At 67.7% G+C, this 11,690-nt stretch carries 12 protein-coding genes and 2 riboswitches; of the genes, 10 read left to right on the top strand and 2 right to left on the bottom strand.

What is annotated here, in order from left to right:
* Positions 1 to 49: 49 nt before the first annotated feature.
* Complete coding sequence (locus B9P64_RS09435; protein WP_085315950.1) at positions 50 to 1,081, bottom strand: fatty acid desaturase family protein; 1,032 nt, start codon at positions 1,079 to 1,081, stop codon at positions 50 to 52.
* Between the two features lie 23 nt (positions 1,082 to 1,104).
* Complete coding sequence (locus B9P64_RS09430) at positions 1,105 to 2,130, bottom strand: ABC transporter substrate-binding protein (RefSeq protein WP_085315949.1); 1,026 nt, start codon at positions 2,128 to 2,130, stop codon at positions 1,105 to 1,107.
* A 47-nt stretch (positions 2,131 to 2,177) separates the two neighbouring features.
* A riboswitch (guanidine-I (ykkC/yxkD leader) is annotated at positions 2,178 to 2,306 on the bottom strand.
* A gap of 179 nt (positions 2,307 to 2,485) precedes the next feature.
* Between B9P64_RS09430 and B9P64_RS09425 the strand changes: the two genes are divergently transcribed.
* From B9P64_RS09425 to B9P64_RS09380, 10 genes are all read left to right on the top strand, one after another.
* Positions 2,486 to 3,547, top strand: coding sequence for an alpha/beta fold hydrolase (locus B9P64_RS09425; RefSeq protein WP_085316031.1), 1,062 nt, complete (start codon positions 2,486 to 2,488; stop codon positions 3,545 to 3,547).
* A 78-nt stretch (positions 3,548 to 3,625) separates the two neighbouring features.
* Positions 3,626 to 4,414 carry a FadR/GntR family transcriptional regulator gene (locus B9P64_RS09420; RefSeq protein WP_085315948.1) on the top strand — a complete coding sequence of 263 codons (789 nt, stop codon included), beginning with the start codon at positions 3,626 to 3,628 and terminating at the stop codon, positions 4,412 to 4,414.
* Between the two features lie 41 nt (positions 4,415 to 4,455).
* Positions 4,456 to 5,817: a type III glutamate--ammonia ligase gene (gene glnT / locus B9P64_RS09415; RefSeq protein ID WP_085315947.1), complete on the top strand. Its 1,362-nt coding sequence runs from the start codon at positions 4,456 to 4,458 to the stop codon at positions 5,815 to 5,817.
* Between the two features lie 34 nt (positions 5,818 to 5,851).
* Entirely contained in the window at positions 5,852 to 7,018 is a 1,167-nt protein-coding gene (locus B9P64_RS09410) for an aromatic ring-hydroxylating oxygenase subunit alpha (RefSeq protein WP_176256778.1), read from the top strand.
* Positions 7,015 to 7,779 (top strand): SDR family NAD(P)-dependent oxidoreductase, encoded by a 765-nt coding sequence (locus B9P64_RS09405; protein ID WP_085315945.1) that lies wholly within the window; start codon positions 7,015 to 7,017, stop codon positions 7,777 to 7,779. Before B9P64_RS09410 ends, B9P64_RS09405 begins: the two co-directional genes overlap by 4 nt.
* Complete coding sequence (locus B9P64_RS09400) at positions 7,776 to 8,252, top strand: helix-turn-helix domain-containing protein (protein ID WP_085315944.1); 477 nt, start codon at positions 7,776 to 7,778, stop codon at positions 8,250 to 8,252. Before B9P64_RS09405 ends, B9P64_RS09400 begins: the two co-directional genes overlap by 4 nt.
* Before the next feature lie 70 nt (positions 8,253 to 8,322).
* A riboswitch (guanidine-I (ykkC/yxkD leader) is annotated at positions 8,323 to 8,456 on the top strand.
* A gap of 65 nt (positions 8,457 to 8,521) precedes the next feature.
* The gene (locus B9P64_RS09395; protein WP_085315943.1) at positions 8,522 to 9,388 is read left to right on the top strand and encodes an ABC transporter permease; all 867 of its coding nucleotides are present in this window, start codon (positions 8,522 to 8,524) and stop codon (positions 9,386 to 9,388) included.
* 7 nt (positions 9,389 to 9,395) lie between these two features.
* Positions 9,396 to 10,241: an ABC transporter ATP-binding protein gene (locus tag B9P64_RS09390; protein WP_085315942.1), complete on the top strand. Its 846-nt coding sequence runs from the start codon at positions 9,396 to 9,398 to the stop codon at positions 10,239 to 10,241.
* Positions 10,238 to 10,972, top strand: coding sequence for an urea amidolyase associated protein UAAP1 (locus B9P64_RS09385; protein WP_085315941.1), 735 nt, complete (start codon positions 10,238 to 10,240; stop codon positions 10,970 to 10,972). The genes B9P64_RS09390 and B9P64_RS09385 overlap by 4 nt, the downstream gene beginning before the upstream one ends.
* 11 nt (positions 10,973 to 10,983) lie before the next feature.
* Positions 10,984 to 11,679: an urea amidolyase associated protein UAAP2 gene (locus B9P64_RS09380; protein WP_085315940.1), complete on the top strand. Its 696-nt coding sequence runs from the start codon at positions 10,984 to 10,986 to the stop codon at positions 11,677 to 11,679.
* Positions 11,680 to 11,690 lie beyond the last annotated feature (11 nt).

The raw sequence follows: 11,690 nt of genomic DNA, 5'->3' as shown, positions 1-11,690 counted from the left end.
ACCCTCCCCGCGCGCCGCGCGGCGCGCATCTCGTTCGCTGCAAGCATGTTCAGACCGCCGTGAGAAAGGAGACGCCAACCGCGCCGTAGAAGCCGCTCGCATCGAGCCGGCCGTCGGGCGTCTCGACCACGTCGCCGTAGTCGTCGGAGCGCAGCCGCACGACGCGATAGCGGTGATGCGCGCCGATCAGCTCGCGCATCGGTATCACCTGCGGATTGCCTTGCGGATAGAGCCGCGCATGCAGCGCCGGCAGCCGATACCAGGGCTCGACCGGCCGCTCGTGATGCGCGTTGTGATACGGAAAATTCAGCAGCAGCAGATTGAGCAGCGGATGCCCGGCCGACACCACGTTGCTGTAGGTGTTGCGCTGCTCGTAGGCGCGGTCGCGCTTGGGATCGTGCGGCACGCCGCCGGCCAGCAGCGGCACCGCGTCATAGGTGTGCTGATAGGCATCGACGAAGCGCAGCACATGCAGCATCAGGCAGTAGGCCACGGCATAGCCGAGCAGCGCCGGCAGCGACCACCAGCCCAGCAGCGCAAACGCCGCCACGCGCACCGCAAGCACGCCCAGCACCCGGCCCCGGCTCGGCCTGCGGTCCTCGGCGAGGAAGGGCAGCAGCATCACGTAGCCGTGCATCAGCAGCTCGACCGCCGGCACATAGGCCCATTCCAGCGCCTCGAACATTCGCCCGACCCAGCGCGGGCTGCGCGCGAGGAAGGCCTTGTACTCGAAGGTGACGACATCGGCGCGGTCGATGTGATGCCGCATGTGCTTGAAGCGCAGCTCGCCGAAGCGCGCATAGCAGCTGCCGGTGATCCAGGTCATCGCCAGCCCCAGGCGCTCGTTGGCCACATTGGTCGCAAAGATCGCGTGATGCGCGAACTCGTGCAGGTAGTAGGCCGCGAGCACCAGGCCCTCGGCGGTCAGCAGCACGCCGAGCGGCCAGGCCCAGGCCGGACCCAGCGCCATCAGCAGCACGCCGCCGATCCAGCCCGCCAGCATCGCGCCGAGCGCCAGCGCATTCGGCCACAGCCCGTCGGCATGGCGGAGCGCCCAGGCGCCCCCCTTGGTCTTGCTCATGAAGATGCCTGCCGGATGAAGGTTTACTTCTGGAGCGACTTGACGAACTGACCGTCGAAGGTGTCTTCCGGCTTGGGCGCGGCGGCGATCTGGCCCTTGGCCACGAGGATCTTGGCGATGACCTCGCCGCTTGCGTAGTAGGAGGTGGTGTCCTTGGCCGGCAGGAAGGCCTTGGGCATCTCGCCGAGCGGAATGTTGTACACGCCGCTCCACTGCTCCTTCACTTCCTTGGCCGACACGCCCATGGCCTTGCCGATGATCTTGGCCGACTCGTCGGGCTTCTTCTTGATGTAGTCGAGCGCATCGACATAGGCCTGGATCACGCCCTTGATCTCGGCGCTGCGGCCGGCGATGGACTTGGCATCGAACACCAGCACGTCGGCGATCAGACCCGGCGCGTCCTTGGACGAGTACAGCACCTTGAACTTCTTGCCGCCCTGGCCCAGCACCGTGCTCACGAAGGGCTCGTAGGTCACGCCGAGGTTCACCTTGTTCGACAGGATGGCCGCCGGCACCGCGTCGGGCGTCATGTTGACCGGCTTGATGTCCTTCTCGCTCATGCCCTGGGTGCTCAGCGCATACGACAGCAGGAAGTCGCTCGGCGACAGCGTGTTGTAGGCGATGGTCTTGCCCTTGAGCGCCGCCACGTCGGCCACGCCCACCGGCGCCACGATGGCGTCGCCACCGTTCGAATAGTCGATGGGCATGATGACCTTCATGGTCTGGCCCTTGGCGACCACGCCGATCACCTGGTCATAGGTGAGCATGCCGCCTTCCACCGAGCCGCTGGCGATGGCGGGCGGGATCAGCGCCGGATCGCTGAACGACTGGAAGCTGACCTTGACGTTGTACTTCTTGTAGTAGTCCATCGTCTCGGCGACGAAGAACGGGCCGTAGCCGATCCAGGTGGTGGTGCCGATCTTGAGCGGACCGGCCGCCTGCGCGGCAAACGGCGCGGCAATGCCGACCGCCGCGATCGCGGTGACGAGCGCACGGCGCAGCAGATTGATCGAAGTGGCGGAAGACTTGGGCGCTGCGGAGAAGCTCACGGAAGGACTCCTGGGAGGGTTGGGCGCAATGGGAGAGACGCGCTTGGCTCTCCCGGGCTTTTATCCCTCCGTGTAGCTGCGCTCCGGCGCTGGCCGGTGGCGTAGCCGGGCACTCTCGGACCAGTCATCCGCACAGCCTTGCAGCGCTGCGGACCGGAACCCTAGTGCCCCTTAGTGCGGCCGCTGCCGCCATCGCACCGCGCCAGCCGAAGCCGGGCGGGCGACGCGCTGAAGCGGTCTCACCCGGGTTGCAGAGTTAGCAAGCGCCGCGCCACATCGGCGCATCCGGCCGCGCCGCCGGTCGGACGACTGCCGGCCGAGCGGATGGCGCAAGCGTTGCATGCGCGGCCCGCCGATGAACGCACCCGACCGCCCTCGCCCACTCGCGTCCGAAGATCGTCTGTTCACCCAGCACGACTTCGTCCTTCAATCCGGCGTCGTGCTGCCGCGCGTCACGCTCGGCTGGCAGACCTTCGGCCAGCTCAACGCAGCGCGCGACAACGTGATCGTCTATCCCACGTCGTACAGCGCGCGTCATGGCGATCTGGCCTGGCTGATCGAGGCCGGCGTGCTCGACGCGTCGCGCTGGTTCATCGTCGTGCCCGACCTGCTGGGCAACGGCATTTCCACTTCGCCGAGCCACGGTGCGCTGAGCTACAGCGCCGCCGACGGCAGCCCGCAGCGCGGCTTCCCGCTCGTGACCTATTACGACAATGTCGAGCTGCAACGCCGCATGCTCGCCGAGGTCTACGGCATCGACCGCATTGCGCTCGTCTACGGCTGGTCGATGGGCGGCATGACTGCCTGGCACTGGGCAGCGGCGCATCCGGAGATGGTCGAGCGCATCGCCGCCGTCTGCGCCACGGCGCGCTGCTCGACGCACAACCGCATGTTCATCGAGGGCGTGCGCGCCGCCCTGCAGGCCGATGCCGATTGCGTCGACGGCTGGTTCGACGGCCCCGGCCTGCGCGGGCTGGAGGCGATGGCGCGCGTCTATGCAAGCTGGTGCATGTCGCAGGACTGGTATCGCGAGAGCGGCTGGCTCGAAGGCGGCTATGCCTCGCTCGATGACTTTTTGCAGCGCTCATGGATCGACTGGTATCGGGCGCGCAATCCCAACGACCTGCTCGCGCAATTCGCGACCTGGCATGCGGGCGACATCGGTGCGCATGCCCGATTCGGGGGCAGCACCGAAGCCGCGCTGCACTCGATCCGGGCGCGCGTGCTGCTGATGCCGGGCGAGACCGATCTCTACTTCCGCGTCGAGGACAACCGGCGCGAAGCCGCGCTGCTCCGCAACGCGACGCTCGCGCCGATCCCGTCCTACTGGGGCCATCGCGCCGGCAATCCCAGGCAGGGCGGCACCGATCTGGAGTTCATCCGCGCGCAGGTTCAGGCGCTGCTTGCCGCGCGCTGAAATCAAAGATGCAAAGCGTTGACTTCTTCAGCTTTAAACATCTATGGTTGAACCATTAAGCAATCGAGGCCACTGCCCATGCCCGCCTTGCGCAAGCCCGCCACCGTCGCCGCCAACCCCAGGAAGCCCGAGCCGCTGCAAGGCGCCGAGGCGCTGCTGCGCGGCGACGACCGCTCGGTAAATCCGTTCGAGTCGACCATCGAGCGGCTCGGTTCGGCGATCAAGATGGGCCTGCTGCTGGCCGGCGATCAGCTGCCGCCCGAGCGCGAGCTGGCGACGCTGATGGGCGTGAGCCGACTCACGCTGCGCGCCGCGCTCAAGGGGCTGGAAAGCGGCGGCTTCATCGAAAGCCGGCGCGGTCGCGGCGGCGGCACCTTCGTGAGCAAGACCGTGCCCACGCTCACGCCGACCGAGCTGGCCGAGGTGCGGGTCGAGCGCGAGGTGCTCGAAGACTGGATCGCGCAGCGCCATGTCATCGAGACCGGCGTGGCCGAGCTGGCCGCCAAGAACGCGCGCCCGGCCGACATCGAGCAGCTGCGCAATCTCAACGCGCTCATGCACGAGGCCGAGCACAACCTGCGCGAATACCGGCCGCTCGACACGCTGTTCCACATTGGCCTGGCGCATGCCACCGGCTCGCGCGGCCTCGAAGCCTGGATGGCGCAGACGCATTCGCGGCTGTCCGGGCTGATGCAGCACATCCCGTCGACCAAGGGCGCGCTCGCGCATTCGTCGACCTATCACGACCGCATCGTCGAAGCGGTGCTGGCGCGCGATGGCGCTGCCGCGCGCGAGGTGATGGCGCGCCATCTGGATGCGACCGCAAGCATGTTGCGCGGCCTGCTGCCCAAGGCCGGCGCGCGCTGATTTCAGGTTTTACCCACCGAGCTTCACCCGGAGAGCAAGCAATGAAGGACCTCAACACGAGCCCGCACGCCGCCGTCGTCGAAAGCCTCAAGGCCAAGGGCGTGAAATACGTGCTCGCGAGCTTTGTCGACATGCATGGCGTCAACAAGGCCAAGGCGGTTCCGCTGAGCCATTTCGACCAGATGATGGAAGGCTCGGAGCTGTTCACCGGCGCCGCGCTCGACGGCGTGCCGCAGGAAGTGAGCGACGAGGAAGTCAGCGCCCATCCCGACCGCGACGCCATCGTGCAGCTGCCGTGGAACCGCGAGCTGGCCTGGGCGCCGAGCAATTTGTGGCTCAAGGGCCAGCCCTTCGAGGCCTGCTCGCGCAACATCCTCAAGCGCGTGACCGATGAAGCCGCCGCGATGGGCTACACCTTCAACCTCGGCATCGAGACCGAGTTCTTCATCCTCAAGGACGGACCCGACGGCAAGCCCGTGCCCATCGCCGAGGGCGACACGCTGGCCAAGCCCTGCTACGACGTGCGCGGCCTGCTCGACAACTACGGCATCGTCGACGAGATCGTCACGGCCATGAACGAGCTGGGCTGGGACGTGTACTCGTTCGACCATGAGGACGCGAACGGCCAGTTCGAGACCGACTTCATGTATGCCGACGCGATGACCATGGCCGACCGCGTGACGCTGTTCCGGCTGATGGTCAACGAGATGGCGAAGAAGCGCGGCTGGTACGCCACCTTCATGCCCAAGCCCTTCGCCGACCGCACCGGCAGCGGCGCGCACTACAACATGTCGCTGGCCAGCATCGAGACCGGCGAGAACCTGTTCAAGACCGCGCACGATCCGCGCGGCTGCGGCGTGAGCGAGCTGGCCTATCACTTCATCGCGGGCGTGCTCAAACACGCGCCGGCCATCTGCGCCACCATCGCGCCGACGGTCAACAGCTACAAGCGGCTGATCCGCCAGGGCTCGTCCTCGGGCTTTACCTGGGCGCCGATCTTCGTCTGCTACGGCAACAACAACCGCACCAACATGCTGCGCATTCCGCTCGCCGGCGGGCGGGTTGAATGCCGCGCCGCCGACATCAGCAGCAACGTCTATCTGGGCGCGGCGATGCTGCTCGCGGCCGGGCTCGAAGGCATCAAGGAGCGGCTCGAACCCGGCCCGCCCCATCTCGAAAACATGTACCGCTACACCGACGCCGAGCTGCGCGACAAGGGCATCCGCTGGCTGCCGCGCAACCTCGAAGACGCGGTCGATGCCTTCGAGGCCGATCCGCTGTCGCACAAGGTGTTCGGCCCGCTCATGGCCAAAAGCTTCATCGATTTCAAGCGGCGCGAATGGGTCGAGTACCACAACCATGTCTCCGACTGGGAACTCGACCGCTATCTCAAATTCCTCTGACCTTCCTCGACAACGCCGCCATCAGGAGCGCCACATGGGCAACGTGATCGACTTCCAACCCAACGCCGCCAGCCTCGACGCGCTGCTCGCCGAAGTGGCGCGCATCGGCAGCCAGCCGCTGGAGGAGGCGCAGACCTTTCCGCCGTCGGCCTACACGCATCCGGGGCTGTTCGCGCTGGAGGTCGAGAAGATCTTCAAGCCGGGCTGGATCTGCGTGGCGCATGTGAGCCAGCTGCGCAGCAAGGGCGACTATCAGACGCTCAACCTGCTCGGCGAGCTGATGGTCATCGTCAACGACGGCGAGCGCATCCGCGTGCTGTCGCGCATCTGTCCGCACCGCTGGGCACCGCTGGTGGAAGGCTGCGGCAATGCACGCAGCTTTGCCTGTCCGTTCCACAAGTGGACCTTTGCGCTCGACGGCAAATGCCTGAACGCGCCGCTGATGGAGGAAGCGCGCGGCTTCGACGCCGCCGACTATCCGCTGCCCGAATACCGCAGCGAGGTCATCGGCGGCTTCGTCTACGTCAACCTCGACGGCAAGGCCGAATCGCTCGCGCCGCAGATCGCCGACATGGCGGCCAGCATGGCGAGCTGGCAGACCGACAAACTGGCATTGGCAATCGATCTTCAGTACGAATGCGAGTTCAACTGGAAGATCGTGGTCGAGACCTTCATGGAGTGCTACCACCATCTCGGCGCGCACGCGGCCAGCTTCGAGCCCAATTTCCCGGCGCGCATGAGCTGGGTCGAGGACAGCCGGCCGGCCTGGACGCTGGGCCATGCGGCGCCACGCCCGGGCCGCGAGGAAGTGGCCTTCCAGTACGGCCTGCCGCACTTTCCGGGGCTGAGCGGCGAGTCCGAGCAGCAGGCATTCCGGCTCTACTACGTCTACCCCTTCCACCTGATGCATGTGATGCCGGACCGCGTGATCTGGTTCCGCGTTCAGCCGGTGGCGGCCGACCGCACGCTGCTGCAAACCTATGTGCTGCTGCATCCCGACACCTTGCAGATGGAGAACTACGACGAGGTCATCGCGCAGCAGACCGCGATCCAGCATGCGATCAATCTGGAGGACATCGGCGTCAACGCGATGCAGCAGATCGGCGCGCACTCGGGCATGGTCAAGCCGGGCCGGCTGAGCCATCTGGAGAAGGCGATCTGGCAGCTCAACCGCTATGTGGCGGCCAAGGTCACGGCATGACGACGGCAGCGCTCGCCGGCAAGGCGGTGATCGTGACCGGCGCGAGCCGGGGCATCGGCAAGGCGCTGGCGCTCGGGCTGGCACGGGCCGGGGCGCGGATCGGCATTGCGGCGCGCTCCGAGGCCGATCTGGCGCAGACGGCGCGCGAGATCGAGGCGCTCGGCGCCGAGTGCGTGGCGCTCACGCTCGACGTGACCGATGGCGCGGCTGTCGGCGCAGCCTTCGCGCAATTCGCCGAGCGGCTCGGCGGGCTGGATGCGCTGGTCAACAACGCCGGCGTCGAGCAGGTCTGCGCCTCGCTCGACGTTGAAGAAGCCGTCTGGGACCGCATCGTCGACACCAATCTCAAGGCGCCGTTCTTCTGCGCCCAGGCGGCGGCGCGGCTCATGCTCAAGCGCGGCGCGCCGGGCGCCATCGTCAACATCGGCTCCATCGCGTCGCAGTTCGGCATCCCGACCGCCGTGCCCTATTGCGCGAGCAAGCACGGCGTGCTCGGCCTGACGCGCGCGCTCGCCACCGAATGGGCACCGCTCGGCCTGCGCGTGAACGCCATCGGCCCCGGCTACTTCCGCACCGCCATGACCGACGCCTTCTACGAGGCGCCCGGCTGGCAGGCGGCGATGCTGCCCAAGATTCCGGCCGGCCGCTTCGGCGAGCTCGACGATCTGGTCGGCGCGGCGGTGTTCCTCTGCGGCGACGGCGCGCGCTATGTGAACGGCCAGATCCTCTATGTCGATGGCGGACTCGGAGCGGCGCTGTGAACGACGCGCCGCTGCTCGACGCGCTGCGCCGCCTCGTCTGCGTGCTCACGCCCGAGCAATGCGATATCGACCATGCGCTCTGGAGCCGGCGTGCGCTGGCAAGGCTCGCGGCCCAGCTCGGCCACGCGCCGATGAGCGAGCGCGAAGCCGGCCTGCTGCTCAAGCGTTGGGGCCTGCTGCACAAGAAGCCGGCTGCCATGGCGCTCGGCGTCGCCGGCCTGCCGTGCGCGACGCTGGCGCTGCGCGCCGACCCGGCCTCGCCCGATCGATCGCCAACCGCGCTGGTCGCGCTTGCCGCCGACGGCGAGCAGTACTTTCTCGTGCATCGCGCGCCGCCCGGCCCGCGCGAGCTGGCCGACTTCGCCGCGCGCCTGCGCCGCGAGACCGCCCGCCCGATCCGCGTGCGCAGCGGCAGCGCCATGCACGAAAGCCGTGCGGATCGCGTCCGCCGCGCCGCGCCGCCATCGGCCTGAAACACTTTTGGCGCTGGCACGCCATCTGCTAACCCAGTCGTCACGGAGAGGCGCAGTTCACTGCACCGAACTTGAGGGTCGCTAGGGTTCCGATGCAGGGCGCAAAAGATGCAAACGCCATGCATGTCTGGTCCGAGAGCTACCCGGTCCCGCCGGGCGCAAGCCCTTCGCGGGGCTCCACGGAGGGACAAAAGCCCGGGAGGACGCGAAACAGGTTCCTTGCCTGCCGCCCTCCGCGCATTGCCCTTCGCCAACCCCTGGAGCCCCGCATGCCCCCTCTCGCGTCCACGGACGGCAGCCGCCCCGCACCGCCGCCCATCAAGGCCGCAGTCGTCGCGCGCAAGCCTGCCGCGCCCAGCATCTGGATCATCCGCGGCGCACTCACGCGCCGGCAGTTCTGGATCTTTGCCACGCTCGGCCTGGTCGTGCCGCTGTTCGGCTGGTGGCTGCTCGCGGCCAGCGAAATCATGGATCCGCACTTCATGCCCGGCCCGTTCAGCGTGGTCGAGCGCGGCTGGGAATGGCTCAACGACGACCTCGCCGCCGACGCCTGGATCAGCATCTATCGCGTGACCGGCGGCTGGCTGGCGTCGGCCGTCATCGCCATGCCGCTCGCGGTGTTCATCGGCAGCTACCGGCCAGTGCAGGCCATGTTCGAGCCGCTGACCGATTTCATCCGCTACATGCCGGCCGCCGCCTTCATCCCGCTGGTGATGATCTGGGTCGGCATCGACGAGGGCTCGAAGATCGCGATCATCTTCATCGGCACCTTCTTCCAGATGGTGCTGATGATGGCCGAGGACGTGCGCCGCGTGCCGATGCAGCAGATCGAGGCAGCGCAGACCATGGGCGCGACCCGGCTTGAGCTGCTCACCGAAGTCATCATCCCGTCGGCCAAGCCGGCGCTACTCGACACCCTGCGCGTGACCATGGGCTGGGCCTGGACCTACCTCGTGGTGGCCGAGCTGGTGGCGGCCAATTCGGGCCTCGGCTACTCGATCATGAAGGCGCAGCGCTATCTGCAGACCGACAAGATCTTCGCCGGGATCATCGTGATCGGCCTCATCGGCCTCGCGATGGACCAGACCTTTCGCGCCCTGCATCGCCGGGCCTTCCCCTGGCTCTACCTGCGCTGAGGCGAACATGGCAAGGCATATCAACGTCATCGGCCTCAACAAGCGCTATGCCGGCAGCAGCGGGCCCGACGCGCTGGAGAGCATCGACCTGAGCATCGAGCCGGGCGAGTTCGTCACGCTGGTCGGCGCGTCGGGCTGCGGCAAGAGCACGCTGCTGCGCATCATCGGCGGGCTTGAGACGCGCACCTGCGGCGATGTCTGCATCGACGGCGTGCCGGTCGACGGCCCCGGCGTGGACCGCGCGATGGTGTTCCAGCACTACAGCCTCTACCCCTGGCTGAGCGTCACCGACAACATCCGCTTCTCGCGCAAGCTCAAGGCGCACACGGCCGACTCCACCTCGGCCAGCGTCGAGGCCGCCAGCGGCCGTGCCGACACGCTGATCCGCGTGATGGGCCTCGGCCATGTGCGCGACGCCTGGCCCAACCAGCTGTCGGGCGGCATGCAACAGCGCGTGGCCATCGCGCGCGCCCTCATGCCGCGCCCGCCGATCCTGCTGATGGACGAGCCCTTCGGCGCGCTCGACGCGCAGACGCGCGACGTGATGCACGACCTGATCCGTCATCTGGCCAAGGTCGAGAAGACCACCATCGTCTTCGTCACCCACGACGTGGACGAGGCGATCTACCTTGGCTCGCGCGTGGTGGTGCTGGCGCCGCGTCCGGGCCGCATCGACAGCATCCATGCCGTGCCGCTGCCGGCCCAGCGCACGCAGGACATGAAGCTCGCCCCCGACTTCCTCGCGCTCAAGCGAACCATTCTCGAACGCATCCGCGAAACCTCCGGCATGAAGACCGATCTCGACCTGCTCGACAAGCTCACCGCCGGCACGGCACTGGAGGCAGACGCATGAGCCTGCCCGCCATCAAGCCGCAACTGCTGCTCTGGGATGCCGACATTCCGGGCGGCACCCACTGGTCCGGCGTGGTGCGCCGCGGCACCACGCTGCGCTTTACCGACCTAGAAGGCCGCGCCAACCTGGCGCTGATCCTGTTCAACGCCGAGGAGAGGCTGGAGCGCTACAACCTGCCCGACACGCTCAAGGCCCAGCACACGGCGCACCTGACGGCCGGCCATGCGCTCTATTCCGACATGGGCCGGGTGATGGCCTCGATTGCCGCCGACAGCCTGGGCTGGCACGACCCGCTCTGCGGTCCGAGCGACGCCGCCGGCATCGCAAAGAAGTACGGCGAATGCAGCTATCAGGAAGCGCGCAATGGCATGTTCCGCAACGGCCGCGACGGGCTGCTGATCGAGCTGGGCAAATACGGGCTCGGCAAGAAGGACCTCGGCGCCACGTTCAACCTGTTCAGCAAGGTGGTGGCCGATGACGCCGGCGCGCTGCATTTCGACGCCGGCCACCGCAAGGCCGGCGCGCAGGTCGATCTGCGCTTCGAGATGAGCTGCCTCGTCGTGCTGTCGGCCGCGCCGCATGCGCTCGACCCGTCGCCCGGCTATGCGCCCGGCCCGGTGCGCATCGAAGCCTGGCGCTCCGGCACCGCCGGCCCGGAGGACGCCTGCCGCCTGCACTGCCCCGAGAACATGCGCGGCTTCATCAACACCGAACGCTTCTACGCGGCCTGAGGAGCGCGACGATGACCACCAGCTTCAACCTCGTCGAGAGCGCGCTGCGCGCCGAAGACGCCGCGTACATCGAGACCGTGCCGGCCGGCGAAGGCTGGCTGCACGAGATCAAGGCCGGCCAGACCTTCCGCATCTTCGACATCGAAGGCAATCAGGCGGTCGACACGCTGTTCTTCAGCGCCGCCGACCCGACCGAGCGCTACAGCGCGCAGGACACGATTGCGGCGCAAGGCGGCCTTTACCTCACCGCCGGCAGCGTGCTGATGAGCAACGAGGGCCAGCCGATGCTGACCATCGTCGCCGACACCTGCGGCCGCCACGACACGCTCGGCGGCGCCTGCGCGGCCGAGAGCAACACCGTGCGCTATGCGCTCGACAAGCGCCCGATGCACAGCTGCCGCGATACCTATCTGCGCACGCTGGCACGCTGTGCCTGCGCCGGCGGCCCGCTCGCGCGGCTGGGCCTGGGCAAGCGCGACATCGCCGCCAACATCAACTTCTTCATGAACGTGCCGGTCACGCCGCAGGGCGGGCTCACGTTTGAAGACGGCGTGTCGGCGCCGGGCAAGTACGTCGAGCTGCGCGCCGAGATGGACGTGGTCTGCCTCATCTCCAACTGCCCGCAGCTCAACAACCCCTGCAACGGCTGGAATCCCACGCCGGTGCAACTGCTCATCTGGGATGCGCCCGCCACCGTGCTCGCCTGAAGCACCGGACG

This window comes from Derxia lacustris (assembly GCF_002105195.1).
Classification (GTDB): Bacteria; Pseudomonadota; Gammaproteobacteria; order Burkholderiales; family Burkholderiaceae_E; genus Derxia; species Derxia lacustris.
This window is presented reverse-complemented; position numbering and strand designations above follow the sequence as displayed.

Excerpts from the sequence above, each read along its gene's own strand:
- B9P64_RS09435 (WP_085315950.1), bottom strand. The coding sequence starts at position 1,081 with ATGAGCAAGACCAAGGGGGGCGCCTGGGCGCTCCGCCATGCCGACGGG.
- B9P64_RS09425 (WP_085316031.1), top strand. The coding sequence starts at position 2,486 with ATGAACGCACCCGACCGCCCTCGCCCACTCGCGTCCGAAGATCGTCTG.
- B9P64_RS09405 (WP_085315945.1), top strand. The coding sequence starts at position 7,015 with ATGACGACGGCAGCGCTCGCCGGCAAGGCGGTGATCGTGACCGGCGCG.
- B9P64_RS09390 (WP_085315942.1), top strand. The coding sequence starts at position 9,396 with ATGGCAAGGCATATCAACGTCATCGGCCTCAACAAGCGCTATGCCGGC.
- B9P64_RS09410 (WP_176256778.1), top strand. The coding sequence starts at position 5,852 with ATGGGCAACGTGATCGACTTCCAACCCAACGCCGCCAGCCTCGACGCG.
- B9P64_RS09420 (WP_085315948.1), top strand. The coding sequence starts at position 3,626 with ATGCCCGCCTTGCGCAAGCCCGCCACCGTCGCCGCCAACCCCAGGAAG.
- glnT (WP_085315947.1), top strand. The coding sequence starts at position 4,456 with ATGAAGGACCTCAACACGAGCCCGCACGCCGCCGTCGTCGAAAGCCTC.
- B9P64_RS09385 (WP_085315941.1), top strand. The coding sequence starts at position 10,238 with ATGAGCCTGCCCGCCATCAAGCCGCAACTGCTGCTCTGGGATGCCGAC.
- B9P64_RS09380 (WP_085315940.1), top strand. The coding sequence starts at position 10,984 with ATGACCACCAGCTTCAACCTCGTCGAGAGCGCGCTGCGCGCCGAAGAC.
- B9P64_RS09395 (WP_085315943.1), top strand. The coding sequence starts at position 8,522 with ATGCCCCCTCTCGCGTCCACGGACGGCAGCCGCCCCGCACCGCCGCCC.